This is a genomic window from Spirosoma areae, from assembly GCF_054781775.1.
Map to the genome: position 1 here is coordinate 168767 of NZ_BAAGTT010000024.1, position 16056 is coordinate 184822.

Genomic DNA, 16056 nt, shown 5'->3' on the forward strand with positions numbered 1-16056 from the left:
TGGTATGAATGCAACCAAAGTTCACACGTTTACTGTAGAAGGTAATCAACTGGGCTATCAAAAGTTTGGGAGTGGTCCTGCTATATTACTGGCCTTTCATGGGTTTGGGCAGAGTAATCGGATATTTATGCCCCTGGAGCCATCGCTGGGAGCACAATTCACTATCTTTTCCATTGATTTATTCTTTCACGGACGGAGCCGTTACGCCACGAATCAACTCCTTACAAAAGCCAATTGGCAACGGTATATCACCGCTTTTTTACAGACCCAAAATATAGAACGCTTTTCGCTAATGGGGTTTAGCCTCGGTGGGCGATTTACTTTGGTCACGGCAGAAGCTTTCGCAGACCGGCTTGACCAACTTTTTCTCATTGCCCCCGATGGCATTACGCACATTCCCTGGTATCGGCTGGCAACGAGTTCAGGCGTGGGGCGGTGGTTGTTTGGTTATGTGCTGCATCATTTGCCCATATTAATAACAGCGGGTCATGCGCTGACTCGCTTAGGCTTACTCAATCGAATGGCTATGCGCTTTGCCGAAATTTCGTTGGCCACCTCCGAACAACGCGCCTTGGTCTACCAAACCTGGACGCAATTTCGGTTGATAGATCCAGAGTTGACGAAACTCGCCAATGTGTTGAATGCCAATCCAGTACGCGTGCGTTTTTTCACCGGTGCGTTCGACAAAATTGTACCAGGCTCTTTTATTCTTCCCCTCACAAAACGGCTGCGGCACTATGAACTAACGGTGTTGCAAACCGGGCATAATCACCTGATTGAACTCCTGGACACTACTTTAACGACTTTTTGATAACCTGCCAAAGCCCGATAATTGAGGCCATAATCAGGCCGACGACAATCACCTGCGTCCAGGTACTTTGGTTTGGGTTTTCTAACAACGTTTTGATTTCGCGGGCTTCGTGCCCCGACCAGATAGCCAGTAAGGTGCGGGGCGTCATGCCCAGAAACCCACCCAGTAAAATATTTCTGAGTTTCGCGCCCGACAGCGCGAACAGCAAATTTGTTAGCCCGAAAGGGAGGATAGGCGAGAGTTTGGCAAAAAAGATGACCTGTAATTCGTTGGTCAGAATCCGGTCAAGCACCGATTGAGCTTTTGGATTTCGGCGAATATAAGCCAGAAAGCGATCGTGGTCGATCCAGCGAACAAGGAGATTGATGAACAGAATGCCGCCAAAGTTGATGACAAACATGGGTAAAATGGCCTGCCAGCCCAGAAAATACCCAAAAATCAAAGCCAGCATGGTTGGCGGAGTCAATCCTGCCGACGTGATGGCGCAGGCAATTGTAATGCCTACCCATTGCCAGACCGTAAAGCCTGAAATGGTAGCTTCCTGAACCACCGCAACGTAAGTAAGCACAGACGTAAAAACGATGGGTGTCGCTGATAAAATGATGCCGATAAAGGCCGGTCCGGCAACTGTTTTTAACTGAGTTGATTCCACAAGTAATCAAACGGGGAAAGGGTGGCTGTGGTTTGATTTCCACAGGTATGCCAGCCCGGCCACGTTACATTATTCGCTACTTTTGAGCATGAAATTCGGAACCAAAGCCATCCATGCCGGTATTGAGCCGGACCCCACAACGGGCGCCATCATGACACCCATCTACCAAACCTCAACCTACGTGCAGGAATCGCCGGGCAAGCATAAAGGCTACGAATACGCCCGGACACAGAACCCTACCCGAACGGTGCTGCAAAATAACCTCGCTGCGCTTGAAAACGGTAAACATGGCATCTGCTACGCATCGGGCCTCGGCGCAACAGACGCTATTCTGAAACTGTTCAAGCCCGGCGACGAGATTATTGCCAGCAATGACCTCTACGGCGGCACCTACCGCATTATGGTGCGCGTATTTCAGGAATTTGGCCTCAAATTCAAATTTGTCGATTTGTCGGATTCAGACAATCTGGAAGCGTTGATTACGCCCACCACCAAAATGGTCTGGATTGAAACGCCGACGAATCCGCTGCTTCGGTTGGTGGATATTGCTACCATTGCCGCCATTACGAAACAGCATACCATTCAACTCGTCGTCGATAATACGTTTGCATCGCCCTATCTGCAAAACCCGCTCGATTTAGGGGCCGACATGGTAATGCACTCGGTTACGAAATACCTCGGCGGCCACTCCGATACAGTGATGGGAGCCATTGTCCTGAACGACGACGAAACCGCCCAGCGGTTAGCTTTCATTCAAAACGCCTGTGGGGCCGTGCCGGGACCACAGGACTGTTTTCTGGTGTTGCGTGGCATTAAAACCCTGCACGTTCGAATGCAACGACACTGCGAGAATGCCATGAAGGTTGCTCAGTATCTGCAACAGCACCCTAAGGTAAGCCAGGTATATTATCCTGGTCTGGAGTCGCACGCTGGTCATGACCTGGCTAAAAAGCAAATGCGTGACTTCGGCGGTATGCTTTCCTTTGAACTCAAAGGCGATTCGATGCCCGAAGCCGTGCGCGTGATGGAAAGTTTTGAGGTGTTTTCGCTGGGCGAGTCGCTGGGGGGCGTCGAGTCGCTTTGCACGCACCCGGCCAGCATGACCCACGCCAGCATTCCCAAAGAAGAACGTCAGCGTAACGGACTGAAAGACACGCTCATCCGGCTTAGCGTTGGCATTGAAGATGTAGAGGATTTAATTCAGGATTTGGAGCGGGCGATTGGCTGAGGACTTTGACAAAGTTTTGAACTTTGTCAAAGTCCTCAGCTATTAGAATCTCACCCGAATCCCCGCCAGAAAATTCCGCCCGGCCTGCGGATAATAGCCGTTGTCGGCAGCTATTTTTCCTTCGGAGATATACGCATACGTGTAGCCGTTCGACTCGTAGCGTTCGTTCAGAATATTGTTGAACAGCAGCGTAAACGCGATTTCCTGAGCGAATTTTGTTTTTAGACTGTAAATCAAACGGATGTCATTTGTGAAATACGGATTCAGTTTCCGGCTGTCATTCGAGGTGTTGTCCAGGTACTGCTTGCCCACATATTTCGAGAGTAAGGCGAGTTCTAGCCCCTTCGCGGGCGTAAACAGCAACTGCGACCCAGCGATGACATTCGGAGAAAATGAAATATCGGTCTGGCTGTATTGACGGCTTTCCTGAGTGCCGTTGTCAAAATTGTCTACATACTCCGTAAAGTTCCTGACTTTGTTCTGACTAACCGTTGCATTCACGTTCCAGCGCAGTTGTTTGGCTAACCGGACACCTGCTTCGAGTTCCAGCCCGGCACGGTAACTGACTGGAATATTCACCCGATTGTAGGCCCCAACATCGTTTAACTGCCCTGAAAGCACCAACTGATTCTGATAATTCATGTAATAGGCATTGGCCGTGAAAGCAATTTTCTCGGTCTGCACTTTATAACCCGCTTCATAGTCAATCAGTCGTTCGGCTTTTGGGCGGCTCTCCGGCGTCGATTGGGTGTAATCGTTGCGGTTCGGTTCGCGACGCCCAACACCGACCGATGCGTAGAGCGTACTCCGGTCATTGAGTGTATAGGTTAAGCCAGCTTTCGGATTGAAAAACGTCAATGTGGCATTCTGCTGCACATTCTGTAATTGGCTGTTAAAACCCAGGAACGAATAACTTATTCTCCGCACCTGCAAATCCAGAAAGCCGTTGAGCGATTTACTTACCTGATAAAAAGCTTTGGCGTACAGGTTGAAATCCTTTTTGGCGGCCTTATCGGTATAATACCGGTCGCGAATGTTGGTAGGTCCGGCTACCCGCGCCCAGATAAGTTCGCCAAAGTGCTCACCCTTATACTGATTCCACCCCCCACCAATATTGGCCGTTAGTTTACCGAAACTCGTATAGTCGAACGAGAAAACGGTGCCATAGAAGTGATTATCTAACCACAACCGCCGAATGAAATCGGTCTGCGTTAGTATCGAATCACCGATTACAACATTGGGCAGGCCATAGTTACTATATAGGTCGCCCCCCTTAAATTCTTCATAATAGCCACGACCTTTCGTGTAAAAGAAAGACAAATTCGTCCGCCAGTTCTTACTTAACTCATGCGAACTGATTAGTTGATAATTATCCTGTTGGTAGTTATCAGTCTGGTTATCATAAGTAAACGAATTGTAGGTCCGATTCGTCGTTAGCAGATTTTCCGGTACGCCGTTCCAGGCCTGGTAGGTTTTCTCCTGACCCGAAAAGATGTTTAGCCGCACAAAACTTCTCTTCGCATAATACCCTCCTGATACATAAAACGATTTCAGGTCCGAGAATGCCCGGTCGATGTAGCCATCTGAGTAAATTTTCGACAGGCGGGCATCCAGAACAAAATGATTGCTCAGCAAGCCCGTTCCAGCCAGCACGTTCACCTTGCGCGTACCAAACGACCCGGCAGCCAAGTTCGTTTCGGTATAAGGTTTCTCTTCCAGCTTGTTAGTTTGAATATTCACCGACGCGCCAAAAGCACCCGCGCCATTGGTCGATGTACCCACACCCCGCTGAATCTGCACACTACTCACCGATGAAGCAAAATCGGGCATGTTCACGAAAAACGTCCCCTGCGATTCGGCATCGTTGTAGGGAATGCCATTGAGCGTAACGTTCACCCGCGTGGCATCGGACCCACGAATGCGAATGCCCGTGTAGCCAACGCCCGCCCCGGCGTCGGAGGTGGTTACAATGGAGGGCGTGAAGTTGAGCAGTTGCGGAATATCCTGACCTAAATTTAATTTATCTAAGTCCCGGCGCGTAACATCGGTGTAGGCAATGGCTGATTTTTGATTCGCCCGCGTCGCACTAACGACAACTTCATCAACGGCCACCGCTGTTTTGGATAAAGTAAACATAAGTTTGACGGTGTGGACGGGGTCAACCGTCTGCGTCTGGGGTTCATAACCCAATAAGGATACCCGCAATGAAATCGGTCCCGCCTTTACATTCGTAAGTTGAAAGGCACCCTGAGCATCGGTAAACGTGCCTTTGTACGTGCCTTCGATAACGACAGCCGCACCAGGCAAGGTACCCCCATCAGCATCGTTGACTGTGCCCGAAATGGATAACTGCGCCCAGGCGGGCAGGGTCGATAGCCATAACATGGCCACGAGAAAAACAAGATAGATAGAATGCCCGCAATGGCGGGGACGCGGCCTTCCGACCGGTCCATTCGTCGGTTTTTTCATAACGAAAAAGCGTGACGATAGGCAAGGGGCCAAACCTATCTTTGATTAGGTATGATTTTTGTAAACACGCATAGACACCATCTGTGCGTACATTTCCCTTCGCGGCATTACCCGCGCAGGTTCAATGGGTATAATCTCAGCCCGTTGTTATAAGGCACCCCTTAGAAGATTAGCAGAACAAAGTTAACGCAATTTTAACAAAACAAGAGGCCGAGTCCGTCGTTTCTCTTTTGAACCAGTGCATTTTACCCATGAGTGAGTTTGATTTAGTAGTGCTCCAGGAAGACGTGGCCGACGGAAGGCTAAGGGCCGGTGACGTTGGCACGATTTTGACAGTTTATAATGAAGGCCGTGCTTTTGAAGTCGAATTTGTGACGCTTACCGGCGAAGCTGTAGCCATAGAGACCCTGTTGCCCCATCAAATTCGGGAAGTGCGGCCATCTGAAGTGATGGCCGTTCGTGATATGGCCTTACAGGAAGAAAGCAATTCGTAAACTTTTGAGGTTTACGCTTTTCCGCAATGGTAAATATTCCTAATTTTGCACTCCAAATTGCAAAAGCATGAGCAAGAAGAATCCCGGACTGGACTTTTTAGAAGACCCAGACGCATTAGAAGGAAAGTTAGAGGACGTTGGCGATTACTTCCAACAGAATAAAAATATTGTGTTGGGTGTACTTGGCGGCATTTTGTTACTCGTTGCCGGTTTCTTTGGCTATCGGTATTACGTGAGCAGCCAGGACGAGACAGCGCAAATCGAATTGTTTCCATCAGTTTATCAACTTGAAGCCGATTCGCTGAAAAAAGCCCTGAACGGCGATGGGAAAACGCCCGGTTTGCTGGCTGTTGCCAATAATTATGGCTCGACACCGGGCGGTAATCTGGCCGAGTTTTATGCGGGCCTCGGTTTGCTGAAACAAGGCAAATACGACGAAGCCATCGCGCATTTGAACAACTTCAGTTCGTCGGACCTGCTGGTTCAGGCGCGGGCCTACGCCCTCACCGGTGATGCCTACATGGAGAAGAAAAGCTACGACGAAGCGGCTGACTACTACCGGAAAGCGGCTGATTATAAAGCAAATAAGTTTTTTACGCCGGGCTATTTACTGAAGCTGGCCATTGCTTATGAGCAGGCTAAGCAGACTGATAAAGCAATGGAGACTTACAACGAGATCATTGAGAAGTACGGCCAATCGGCTGAAGCTGGGAGTGCTAAAAAGTACAAATCCGTACTGGAAGCAACCATCGGTGAGTCGTAAGCGTACTTGAACAGTCAATACAGCAAAGGACAAAGCCGAGGCCGGTTTTGTCCTTTTTTGTTGGTTTTTATCATGCTGGTGAACCGGCATAAAAAAGCGAAAAATGGCATCTGACTTAAAAAACCTTAGCGTCTTTTCAACAGACGAACTACCTGACATTAGCCACCGCCGATTCGCAATTCTGGTTTCGGAGTGGAACACCGACGTGACCGAGGCCCTCTTTGAGGGAGCTTATCAAACACTTCTGCAACATGGCGCGAAATCCGAACACATTATTCGGGGCAACGTACCGGGGAGTTATGAGTTGAGTTTAGGGGCACAGTGGTTCGCCCAGCGCGATGATATTGACGCGGTGATTGCACTTGGTTGCGTCATACAGGGCGAAACCAAACACAATGATTACATCAATCATGCTGTTGCCCAGGGCTTAACGAACGTTGGCCTGAAAACCGGTAAGCCCGTTATTTTTGGCGTTCTAACTCCCAACGACCAGCAACAGGCCCTCGACCGGGCAGGCGGCAAGCACGGGAACAAAGGCGATGAAGCCGCCATCACAGCTATTAAAATGCTTGGATTACAGGAACAGGTTTACAGTAAGTTTTAATGACTGAATTAATGAATGAGCGAATGAGCGAATAGTATCTCGCCATAGCCATTCACTCATTCGCTCATTCATTAATTCACCATTAATTATGCACGTCTGGAAATTTGGCGGCACGTCGGTCGGGAAGCCCGAGCGTATGCAGTCCATCCGCCACCTGATTACGAAAGACAACACCCGCAAAATTGTCGTCCTGTCGGCCTTGTCCGGCTCAACCAACGCCTTGTTAGCCATCGGCGAATCGTTCAAAGCAAATGACGATGATGAGGCAAATGCTAAAATCGATGCCCTCAAGGCGCATTATGACCGCTTTATTAGCGAACTCTATAAAACGACTGAAGGTAAAGCTGCCGGATTGAAAATTATCGACGATGAGTTTTCGTTTATCCGGTCGCTGAAGGGCATTAAACCTTTCACGCTAAAGCAGGAAAAGGAGTTAGTTGCCGAAGGCGAACTGCTGAGTACGCAGCTTTTTCAGGCGTATCTGGTTGAGGAAGGCGTTTCATCTACGCTGTTGCCCGCGCTGGAATTCATGCGGATTGATGCCGATAATGAGCCGGAAATTCAGTACACAGAGGAGAAATTAGCTGGAATGTTGCCCCAGCACGCTGACAAACAGATTATCGTTACGCAGGGCTTTATCTGCCGGAATCCACATGGCGAGGTCGACAATCTCAAACGTGGTGGTTCCGATTATACGGCATCATTAATTGGCGGAGCTATCCGCGCCGAGGAAATCCAGATTTGGACTGACATCGACGGGATGCACAACAACGACCCACGCATTGTGAAAAACACCTTTCCCGTCCGCGAACTGACGTTCGATGAAGCGGCTGAGTTGGCGTATTTCGGCGCGAAAATTCTGCATCCGTCCACCATTACCCCTGCCCGGATGTTTGGCGTGCCAGTACGGCTAAAAAATACAATGGAACCCAGCGCACCCGGTACGCTCATCGCCGACCGAACTTCGAGCGAGGTATTCAAGGCCATTGCGGCTAAAGACGGCATTACGGCCTTGTATATTCACTCAACTCGTATGCTGAATGCATATGGGTTTCTGCGTCGGATTTTTGAGATTTTCGAGAAATACAAAACCCCCGTCGATATGCTGGCTACGTCGGAAGTGTCTGTGTCGGTTACGATTGACAATACGGAGCGTATTCAGGAAATTACCGACGAACTCAGCACCTTTTGCAGTCTCGAAGAGCCTGACTACGACCAGACCATCATCTGCATTGTCGGGAATTTCAGCGCCGATAACGAAGGCGTAGCAGTTCGGGTATTCAACGCCATGAAAAACATCCCTATTCGGATGATTTCCTACGGCGGCACCGAAAGTAATCTGTCGCTGCTGGTTCATGGCAAATACAAAGCCGATGCACTGAATGCGTTGAACGATGGGTTGTTTTCGGTGTAACTTTGCTGTTTATCAAACCTAAAAGGTTTCAAAAACCTTTTAGGTTTGAACGAAATTTTCAAAACATGACCGACGAACTATTCTTACAGGAAGTTAAGCGGTACGTCCACGAGATTGACCCGCAGGCGGAAGTGTGGCTGTTCGGGTCGCGGGCGCGGGGAGATGCACGCGAGGATTCGGATTGGGATTTTTTAGTCCTTACGGAGCAGTCAGCTAACTGGGCATTCAAAAGTCGATTACGATATCACCTGTATGATGTTGGCTTTAAGGCGAATCATATAATAAGCACAGTCATTCAGTCTAAGAAAGACGTGCCGTTTCTAACGGTTACTGAGTTATATCGGAACGTAATGGATGAAGGTAAAAGACTATGAATGACGACAAACAGGCTTTGATTTCCTACCGACTTGAATGCTCAAACGAAATGATGAGCGATGCCCGGTCACTTATCGCAGAAGGAAGGTGGAAATCAGCCGTTAATCGTTTGTATTATGCTGTCTTCCAAGCCGTATCAGCGCTAATGATTCAGGAGAGTATCCGAATCAAATCACACTCTGGTGCCAAAGCGATGCTTGAACTACATTTTATAAAAACTGAGCGTATAGATAAGAAATGGAGTAAATTTTACATCAACTTATCCGACAGCCGTGAAGAAAGTGATTATGGTGCATTTGTCGAGTTCACACAGGAAGACGTGCTGCCTTTACTCCCACAAACCGAAGAATTTATCGACGTCATCAAACGTCTTATCAACACCAACTAATGCTTCAACTCAATTTCATCCGCGAGAATAAAGAAACTGTCCTGGCGGGGCTTCGTAAGCGTCATTTTGCCAGTGCTGAGAATACCGTTGAGCAGGTACTTAGACTTGACCAGCAACGGCGCGATACCCAGCGCGAACTCGACGACGTACTTTCTCAGTCCAATGCCAAAGCGGGGCAGATTGGCGCTTTGATGAAAGCGGGCGACAAAACGGCTGCCGAAGCCGCTAAAGTTGAAACTGCCGAGTTGAAAACCCGCTCGAAAGACCTCGCCGACGCGCTTCGCCAACTCGAATCGGATTTGCAAACAGTGCTGGTAACAATTCCCAACATTCCTCACAGCAGCGTTCCCGAGGGCCGAACACCCGACGATAACGAGGTTGTACTCGAACATGGCCAGAAACCGACACTTCATGACAAAGCGCAGCCGCACTGGGAATTGATTAAGAAATACGACATTATCGACTTCGAGTTGGGTGTCAAAATCGCAGGGGCGGGGTTTCCGGTGTATAAGGGGAAAGGCGCGCGGATTCAGCGGGCAATGATTAATTTCTTTCTGGACGAAGCCCTGAAAGCCGGGTACGTTGAAGTGCAGCCGCCCATTGTCGTCAATGAAAATTCGGGTTTTGGAACGGGAAACCTGCCTGATAAAGAAGGGCAGATGTATTATGTGACCGAAGACAAACTCTATCTGATTCCAACCGCCGAAGTGCCCATTACGAACATTTATCGGGATGTTATTCTGCCCGAAAATCAACTTCCGGTTAAAAATGTGGGCTACACACCCTGCTTCCGGCGGGAAGCTGGTTCGTGGGGGGCGCACGTCCGGGGGTTGAACCGGCTGCATCAGTTCGATAAGATCGAAATCGTCCGAATCGAGAAGCCCGAAAATTCGTATGCGGCTCTGGAAGAAATGAGTCTGCATGTGCAGAGCCTACTGCAAAAGCTCGAATTGCCTTACCGCGTCCTGCGGCTTTGCGGGGGCGATATGGGCTTTACGTCGGCGTTGACGTATGACATGGAAGTCTGGTCGGCCGCCCAACAACGTTGGTTAGAGGTTAGTTCGGTCTCAAATTTTGAAACCTATCAGGCTAACCGGCTCAAACTCCGCTCGAAGATTGACCGTGGCGACGGACCGGGGAAAATGGAGCTTATGCACACGCTAAACGGCTCTGCCTTAGCGTTGCCGCGCGTTTTGGCGTCTATTCTGGAAAATAACCAAACGCCGGAGGGCATCCGAATGCCAGACGTATTAGTGCCGTACTGCGGGTTTGATAGGATTGATTAACAATCGCATGAGTAGTTGCCGTAGCCGGGGTAGCGGGGTGACAGTTTGCCCGAAACGCTTACTACACGGTCGAGCGGGACAACCTCGCCGGTCGCTAATTCGAGCCAGTCGGCGCCGTCCTTACGAACGAGTTGCTTAATCATTACGTCGGCTTTGATGAACTCATTCAGGTCAGTCAAATACTCAAGCCGAACGAATTTACCGGGAACAATGGCCGACCGAAAATCGGTATCGGCCGTAAGAAAGTCAGGTTGATGTAGGTTCGTTTCCATAGTATCAGAACAATCCTGAAATGCGAAACGTGCCACCGTTCTGAACGGTGGCACGTTTCGCATTTACTCTATCATCCTAACGAAAAGCCTTAATAGCCTGCGGTTTCCAATTGCTTCTGCAACTCACGCAGGATCGTTTCTTTCATGGCGATTTTGCGCTTTTGGGTATTGATTTTGTTCAGGATTTGTTTGTCTTCGTCCTTATAGGGGTCGAGACCGTCGGCATCCTGCAAGGCAAACTGAAGGTCGTTTTTCTCGCGCTTAACAAGGTATTCCATCTCCCGAATCTTCGTCCGAATCTGCTCCGACTGACTTTTGAGTTCAAACGCCGGATACTTGCGTGATAGCACGCGACCGAGGTAGCTCAATTCAAAAATTTTGTCGCAGGCTGCCCGGAAGCGTTCGTTAACAGCTTTATCCTGTAGTTTGAAGGGCACCCGAATTTCTTTCCAGCTATTCAGCAGTACTTTCGCCCGCTCGGCAGCCGCAAAAATATCGGACTGTTTCGACAACTTCTCGGCTTCGTCGGCCATTTTCATCTGAGCCTCGATGCGCGGGTCAACCTTCGGCACGATAACGATACCTTTGGCATCGTTATACTTCGTGTAGAACATCGTCGTGGCTTTCTTAAACTGCTTATACAGCTTGCCACTTTTCTTGATTGGCACTTCGCCAACGGCCTTCCAGGCATTATTGAGTTTCCTGACCTCCTGAAAAGCCGCATCCAGATCGCCTAAGCGATTGGCCCGGAACGCCAGCCGGATCAGTTCGTCGTACTTATCCAACCGCTCCTGAATAACCTTATTCTGTTCGTTGAAAAACTCGCGCCGACGCTGAAAGAACCCATCCAGCAGGGCCTGAAAGCGACCCTCCACATCGGCATCGTCGGCTTTATCGACTGGTCCGGTTTTAATCCATTTGGTCTTGATTTCCTGTAGGGCATCTGCCGTTGTGCGCCAGTCGGTGCTGTCGGCAATGGCTTCGGCTTCGGCAATCAAGGCCCGCTTGATGTCGTGGTTTTTCCGCTGATTAACCGTGATTAAATCAGCCAGCAGCTTCTCCTGAGCATCCAGACGGTCGAGCAGGGGCGGAAAATCGCCCAGCGCATCGAAGCCGATAAGCTTTTTGCGAAGTTGAACCAATTTTGTCAGATACGAGCCTTTATTCTGGGCTTCGTCAATATCTTTCTCTAACTGACCGACTTTGTTCTCCGCAATGATGAAGCGATTTTTGAAATAATCGAGCGCTTCCTGCTCGGTGCGTTTGACTTCGCCAATCTGGCGGTCTTCGTAATTCAGGTAGCCTTTCAAAAATACCTTTCCGTCTTTGACGTAACCGTATTCATCTACCAGTGAAGCGTTTTCCATTACTGTGCTTGGTTAAGGCTGCGCTGTGGGTTAAATTTGAGGAATCTTGCCAACCACAAATCTATTAGAAATTAATGAGTCAGGAAACCATAATTTTCTCTATGGCCGGCGTGAGTAAAAATATTCCGCCCAACCGACAAATCCTAAAGAACATTTACCTTTCCTTTTTTTATGGGGCTAAAATTGGCGTTTTGGGACTGAATGGTTCCGGGAAATCAACCTTACTCCGCATCATTGCAGGTATAGACAAAAATTATACCGGAGAAGTTGTTTTCTCGCCCGGTTACTCAGTAGGGATGCTCGAACAGGAACCAAAATTCGAAGTGGGCAAGACTGTTCGGGAGGTTGTGGAGGAAGGTGTTCAGGAAGTGGTGAGACTCCTGAAAGAGTTTGATGAGATAAATGAAGCCTTTGGTGACCCCGATGCGGACTTCGATAAATTGATTGCCCGGCAGGGTGAGGTGCAGGAAAAACTTGACCACTACAACGCCTGGGAACTCGACCAAAAACTCGAGCGGGCTATGGATGCCCTGCGTTGCCCGCCCTCCGACGCGCTGATTGACAACCTATCCGGGGGCGAAAGGCGTCGGGTTGCACTCTGCCGCCTGCTGCTACAACAACCGGATGTGTTGCTGCTCGATGAGCCGACCAATCACCTCGATGCCGAGTCGGTGTTGTGGCTGGAAGAACATTTACGGCAATACACCGGCACCGTTATTGCTGTAACCCACGACCGCTATTTTTTAGACAATGTTGCCGGGTGGATTCTCGAACTCGACCGGGGCGAAGGTATTCCCTGGAAAGGCAATTATTCGTCGTGGCTCGACCAGAAACAACAACGGTTAGCCAAAGAAGAAAAGACCGAATCGAAGCGGCAAAAGACGCTCCAACGCGAATTGGAATGGGTTCGGATGGCCCCAAAAGCCCGGCAGGCTAAATCCAGAGCAAGGCTTGGCGCCTACGAGCGGCTGTTGGACGAAGACAATCGACAGAAGGAAGAACGGCTCGAAATCTTTATTCCATCGGGACCTCGGTTAGGTGCAAAAGTTATTGAGGCTGACGATGTGGCCAAAGCCTTCGGCGACCGGCTGCTGTTCGAGCATCTGGGTTTCCGGCTGCCGCAGGGTGGTATTGTCGGCATTATCGGACCAAACGGCGCCGGGAAAACCACACTTTTTAAGCTCATTACGGGTCGCGACAAGCCGGATTCCGGTACGTTCGATGTAGGCGATACGGTGAAAGTAGCTTATGTTGACCAGGAACATGACGGGTTGGACCCCAATAAGTCTGTTTATGAAACCATTTCGGGTGGTAATGACTGGATTATGATGGGCGGAAAGCAATCAAACGCCCGCGCCTACGTAAGCCGGTTTAATTTTGCCGGTGCCGACCAGGAAAAGAAAATCGGGACGTTGTCGGGTGGTGAGCGCAACCGCGTTCATTTAGCCATGACCCTTAAGGAGGGCGCCAATTTGCTGTTGCTGGATGAGCCAACGAATGACTTGGACATCAATACGTTACGGGCATTGGAGGAAGGTCTGGAAAACTTCGCGGGCTGCGCCGTTGTCATCAGCCACGACCGGTGGTTTCTGGACCGCATTGCCACCCACATTCTGGCCTTTGAGGGCGATTCGCAGGTGTACTGGTTCGAGGGCAATTTTTCGGACTACGAGGAAAACCGGCGCAAACGATTGGGCAGCGATGCAACACCGACAAGGATTCGGTATAAGAAGCTGGGATGACTATGTCTCGAAATATCCGCCGAGCGCATCACTCGGAAACTGTGAAGTACATTCGGGTCGTTGATGCGGTATATGAAGGAGACTATACTGTTCGGGTGTTATTTAGTGATGACACCTCGCAAGTAATCAATTTTGGCCCTTTTTTAATGGAAAATCCGCATCCTCAATATAATAAACACCGCGATATTGAGCCGTTTAAGACGTTTTCAGTTGAAATGGGAACCTGGTTTGGGGGAGAACTGGGATTTGATTTTTCCGGTAGAGCAATTGTACAGTGGCTATATTTATAACTGACAGGATTAGAAAATAAACCAATAATTCGGTTCACTTCGCAAATCCCAACCTCTGAAAAGCAGGCATTTTCCGTCCGCCCTCCTCGGCTGAAAAAATTCGGTACGTTACCTCAAAATCAGCAGGATGTGCAAATAGTTCTGAATAAGGAATATGCATTACAAAATCACATTCTTCGACCGCAACAATGGATTTAACTGAAAACTACAGCCTGGCATAACCTCCACTGTATCGTCCCAATCAGTCAGAATCCAGCGGTCGTTCGGTACTGCAATTAAGGTTCGGCGGGTTTTGGTTAGTATCCAGATGACTTTATGGACGCCGAAGTCAAGCATTTTTTGGGTTTTATCGTAAACGTATTCGGTTTCGCTGAGGTTAGCAGGCAGGTCAATCTTGACATCAACCTCGATCACGACCTTAGGCGGTACCGAAAAGTATTTGTCGTCTAAAGGCGTGGGTAAACTGCTTTGGTCAAAAATAGCAATATCGTTGGAAAGATTGCTTCCTGTAGCTAAGTGAAGGCCCGGCTCGTTCGTCGCAATCAGATAATCATCGAATGGGAGGTATTTGTATAAAACATGAATAATCAGCGAAACAACCGCTGATTGCAACGCACTGGCCCCCATAATATCTTCTTTGGTTTTTTGCCGCGACAATACCGACCGATACCCCCGGTAATAATAGGGAACACCGTCGATTTCTTCGTACACCAACGAAGCCGGTATCTTACGGGCTGTCGGCGAGTTTCGCGACTCTGTTCGGGGCGTTACGCTCATTTACCGGGTCTTTATAGTTCAGTAAAGATAAACCTTTTGACCGTATGCCGGATTTTACTGCTGTCAGGAGCGGTCAGCAAGCTCCACTAAAACTTCGGGCAGGGCAATTTTTTATTCCGCTTTTTCACGCCGGGCCGCCTACCTTCGGGTTTGTCAAAGATGTAGGAGAGCGATAATTCGTGCGAGCCTCCGCTGTTACCCAGGGTAGATATGGTAAAGTCGTAGCTATAGCCAATCGAAAATTTTTCCATCCGCCAGCCCGCCAGCAGCGCAATGGCATCGTGGTTGTTAATCGTCTGATCGTATTTTTTGAAGGGAATTCCACGGTAATAAGCGCCTACCGTCAACGGCGAATACGTCAGGTAAGCACCCAAATCTAACTGGTCGTACTTGCCCTGGTGTTTGTACATGATCACCGGCGAGAAACTTATTTCACGGTCCTGTTCATCGGCCAGCCCCGTGAAGCCGCCGAGGGGAATCCGTAAACCGGCATGAATGCTGGTTTTCATGGGCAGTCGCTCGCGTCCGGTAACGAAAAACCCCTGGTCGGGCCGGTTAAGATGGCTCACCGCAGCCCCAATCCAGAACCAGTCGGAGTAAAACAGACCGCCTGTGGAGAAGTCGAGGTACTTGTTTCGGGGCGAACCGCCTTGTAAGGTTGGGTCGCCCGAGACGCTGCCGGTGATGAAGCCGCGATCTGTGAACTGATCGCCGGTGGTCAGGCCAAAATAATTAATATTCCGGTTTACATAAGAGCCTTGTAGCCCTAATCGCACAAATGACTCCTGACCCACCTGAAATTGGTATGAGTATTGCAACCCAATGTCGGTGGACTGAATCCGTCCCTGCCCCTGGTTGTCGCTTTGAATCATCAGGCCTAAGCCACTATTGAATTTCTCGAAGAAATGATCGACCGACACCATCGTTGTCACATAATTCGTGATGGCGGGCCATTGGTTGCGGTAATTGGCCGTAATGCGCGGTGCCAGCGCCGACCCCGCAAAGGCAGGGTTCAGATAGAGGGGAGCCGCATAAAACTGAGTGAATTGGGGGTCCTGCGCGAAGGCCATCCGGCTAAGGGCCAGGGTTAACATCGTCAGTACATAGTTCTTGATCATAATGGC

General features: G+C 49.4%; 17 protein-coding genes. 11 read left to right on the forward strand and 6 right to left on the reverse strand.

Going from position 1 to position 16056, the window contains the following annotated elements; all coding sequences use genetic code 11:
• The first annotated feature begins 4 nt into the window (after positions 1 to 4).
• On the forward strand, positions 5 to 811 hold the full coding sequence (locus ACYVI1_RS10895) for an alpha/beta hydrolase (protein WP_460909832.1): 807 nt from the start codon (positions 5 to 7) through the stop codon (positions 809 to 811).
• Here the strand turns inward: ACYVI1_RS10895 and ACYVI1_RS10900 are convergent.
• The gene (locus ACYVI1_RS10900) at positions 792 to 1463 is read right to left on the reverse strand and encodes a TVP38/TMEM64 family protein (RefSeq protein WP_460909835.1); all 672 of its coding nucleotides are present in this window, start codon (positions 1461 to 1463) and stop codon (positions 792 to 794) included. The two genes, ACYVI1_RS10895 and ACYVI1_RS10900, sit on opposite strands and share 20 nt — an antisense overlap.
• An 88-nt stretch (positions 1464 to 1551) precedes the next feature.
• Here ACYVI1_RS10900 and ACYVI1_RS10905 point away from each other — a divergent pair, with 88 nt between their 5' ends.
• Complete coding sequence (locus ACYVI1_RS10905) at positions 1552 to 2691, forward strand: cystathionine gamma-synthase (protein WP_460909839.1); 1140 nt, start codon at positions 1552 to 1554, stop codon at positions 2689 to 2691.
• A gap of 42 nt (positions 2692 to 2733) precedes the next feature.
• On the opposite strand, the gene ACYVI1_RS10910 is transcribed toward ACYVI1_RS10905, so the two are convergent.
• Positions 2734 to 5076: a TonB-dependent receptor gene (locus tag ACYVI1_RS10910; protein WP_460910513.1), complete on the reverse strand. Its 2343-nt coding sequence runs from the start codon at positions 5074 to 5076 to the stop codon at positions 2734 to 2736.
• Between the two features lie 335 nt (positions 5077 to 5411).
• Between ACYVI1_RS10910 and ACYVI1_RS10915 the strand changes: the two genes are divergently transcribed.
• The 7 genes from ACYVI1_RS10915 (at position 5412) to serS (ending at position 10484) form a co-directional block, all read left to right on the forward strand.
• The gene (locus tag ACYVI1_RS10915; RefSeq protein ID WP_460909842.1) at positions 5412 to 5654 is read left to right on the forward strand and encodes a DUF4926 domain-containing protein; all 243 of its coding nucleotides are present in this window, start codon (positions 5412 to 5414) and stop codon (positions 5652 to 5654) included.
• Positions 5655 to 5721: 67 nt separating this feature from the next.
• The gene (locus ACYVI1_RS10920) at positions 5722 to 6417 is read left to right on the forward strand and encodes a tetratricopeptide repeat protein (RefSeq protein ID WP_460909845.1); all 696 of its coding nucleotides are present in this window, start codon (positions 5722 to 5724) and stop codon (positions 6415 to 6417) included.
• 103 nt (positions 6418 to 6520) lie between these two features.
• Entirely contained in the window at positions 6521 to 7021 is a 501-nt protein-coding gene (gene ribH / locus ACYVI1_RS10925) for a 6,7-dimethyl-8-ribityllumazine synthase (protein ID WP_460909848.1), read from the forward strand.
• Between the two features lie 88 nt (positions 7022 to 7109).
• Positions 7110 to 8435 carry an aspartate kinase gene (locus ACYVI1_RS10930; RefSeq protein WP_460909851.1) on the forward strand — a complete coding sequence of 442 codons (1326 nt, stop codon included), beginning with the start codon at positions 7110 to 7112 and terminating at the stop codon, positions 8433 to 8435.
• 65 nt (positions 8436 to 8500) lie between these two features.
• A complete protein-coding gene (locus ACYVI1_RS10935) occupies positions 8501 to 8809 on the forward strand; it encodes a nucleotidyltransferase family protein (RefSeq protein ID WP_460909854.1) in 309 nt (102 codons plus the stop codon).
• Positions 8806 to 9198, forward strand: a complete 393-nt coding sequence (locus tag ACYVI1_RS10940) for a HEPN domain-containing protein (protein ID WP_460909857.1) — start codon at positions 8806 to 8808, stop codon at positions 9196 to 9198. The genes ACYVI1_RS10935 and ACYVI1_RS10940 overlap by 4 nt, the downstream gene beginning before the upstream one ends.
• A complete protein-coding gene (gene serS, locus ACYVI1_RS10945) occupies positions 9198 to 10484 on the forward strand; it encodes a serine--tRNA ligase (protein ID WP_460909860.1) in 1287 nt (428 codons plus the stop codon). Before ACYVI1_RS10940 ends, serS begins: the two co-directional genes overlap by 1 nt.
• On the opposite strand, the gene ACYVI1_RS10950 is transcribed toward serS, so the two are convergent.
• Both ACYVI1_RS10950 and ACYVI1_RS10955 read right to left on the reverse strand, forming a co-directional pair.
• On the reverse strand, positions 10481 to 10756 hold the full coding sequence (locus ACYVI1_RS10950; RefSeq protein ID WP_460909863.1) for a hypothetical protein: 276 nt from the start codon (positions 10754 to 10756) through the stop codon (positions 10481 to 10483). The genes serS and ACYVI1_RS10950 overlap by 4 nt on opposite strands.
• Positions 10757 to 10845: 89 nt before the next feature.
• A complete protein-coding gene (locus ACYVI1_RS10955) occupies positions 10846 to 12123 on the reverse strand; it encodes a DUF349 domain-containing protein (RefSeq protein ID WP_460909866.1) in 1278 nt (425 codons plus the stop codon).
• 74 nt (positions 12124 to 12197) lie between these two features.
• Here ACYVI1_RS10955 and ettA point away from each other — a divergent pair, with 74 nt between their 5' ends.
• Together ettA and ACYVI1_RS10965 are read left to right on the forward strand one after the other, a co-directional pair.
• Positions 12198 to 13865 (forward strand): energy-dependent translational throttle protein EttA, encoded by a 1668-nt coding sequence (gene ettA, locus ACYVI1_RS10960; RefSeq protein WP_460909869.1) that lies wholly within the window; start codon positions 12198 to 12200, stop codon positions 13863 to 13865.
• 2 nt (positions 13866 to 13867) lie between these two features.
• Entirely contained in the window at positions 13868 to 14155 is a 288-nt protein-coding gene (locus tag ACYVI1_RS10965) for a DUF2442 domain-containing protein (RefSeq protein ID WP_460909872.1), read from the forward strand.
• 159 nt (positions 14156 to 14314) lie between these two features.
• Here ACYVI1_RS10965 and ACYVI1_RS10970 read toward each other — a convergent pair whose 3' ends face one another.
• Complete coding sequence (locus ACYVI1_RS10970; protein ID WP_460909875.1) at positions 14315 to 14932, reverse strand: Uma2 family endonuclease; 618 nt, start codon at positions 14930 to 14932, stop codon at positions 14315 to 14317.
• A gap of 86 nt (positions 14933 to 15018) precedes the next feature.
• On the reverse strand, positions 15019 to 16050 hold the full coding sequence (locus ACYVI1_RS10975; protein ID WP_460909878.1) for a PorP/SprF family type IX secretion system membrane protein: 1032 nt from the start codon (positions 16048 to 16050) through the stop codon (positions 15019 to 15021).
• Positions 16051 to 16056 lie beyond the last annotated feature (6 nt).

Bases quoted from the DNA above. Each gene is read 5' to 3' on its own strand.
- ettA (WP_460909869.1), top strand. From the start codon at position 12,198: ATGAGTCAGGAAACCATAATTTTCTCTATGGCCGGCGTGAGTAAAAAT.
- ACYVI1_RS10935 (WP_460909854.1), top strand. From the start codon at position 8,501: ATGACCGACGAACTATTCTTACAGGAAGTTAAGCGGTACGTCCACGAG.
- ACYVI1_RS10930 (WP_460909851.1), top strand. From the start codon at position 7,110: ATGCACGTCTGGAAATTTGGCGGCACGTCGGTCGGGAAGCCCGAGCGT.
- ACYVI1_RS10910 (WP_460910513.1), bottom strand. From the start codon at position 5,076: ATGTTATGGCTATCGACCCTGCCCGCCTGGGCGCAGTTATCCATTTCG.
- ACYVI1_RS10920 (WP_460909845.1), top strand. From the start codon at position 5,722: ATGAGCAAGAAGAATCCCGGACTGGACTTTTTAGAAGACCCAGACGCA.
- serS (WP_460909860.1), top strand. From the start codon at position 9,198: ATGCTTCAACTCAATTTCATCCGCGAGAATAAAGAAACTGTCCTGGCG.
- ribH (WP_460909848.1), top strand. From the start codon at position 6,521: ATGGCATCTGACTTAAAAAACCTTAGCGTCTTTTCAACAGACGAACTA.
- ACYVI1_RS10975 (WP_460909878.1), bottom strand. From the start codon at position 16,050: ATGATCAAGAACTATGTACTGACGATGTTAACCCTGGCCCTTAGCCGG.
- ACYVI1_RS10915 (WP_460909842.1), top strand. From the start codon at position 5,412: ATGAGTGAGTTTGATTTAGTAGTGCTCCAGGAAGACGTGGCCGACGGA.
- ACYVI1_RS10970 (WP_460909875.1), bottom strand. From the start codon at position 14,932: ATGAGCGTAACGCCCCGAACAGAGTCGCGAAACTCGCCGACAGCCCGT.
- ACYVI1_RS10895 (WP_460909832.1), top strand. From the start codon at position 5: ATGAATGCAACCAAAGTTCACACGTTTACTGTAGAAGGTAATCAACTG.
- ACYVI1_RS10905 (WP_460909839.1), top strand. From the start codon at position 1,552: ATGAAATTCGGAACCAAAGCCATCCATGCCGGTATTGAGCCGGACCCC.
- ACYVI1_RS10940 (WP_460909857.1), top strand. From the start codon at position 8,806: ATGAATGACGACAAACAGGCTTTGATTTCCTACCGACTTGAATGCTCA.
- ACYVI1_RS10950 (WP_460909863.1), bottom strand. From the start codon at position 10,756: ATGGAAACGAACCTACATCAACCTGACTTTCTTACGGCCGATACCGAT.
- ACYVI1_RS10965 (WP_460909872.1), top strand. From the start codon at position 13,868: ATGTCTCGAAATATCCGCCGAGCGCATCACTCGGAAACTGTGAAGTAC.
- ACYVI1_RS10955 (WP_460909866.1), bottom strand. From the start codon at position 12,123: ATGGAAAACGCTTCACTGGTAGATGAATACGGTTACGTCAAAGACGGA.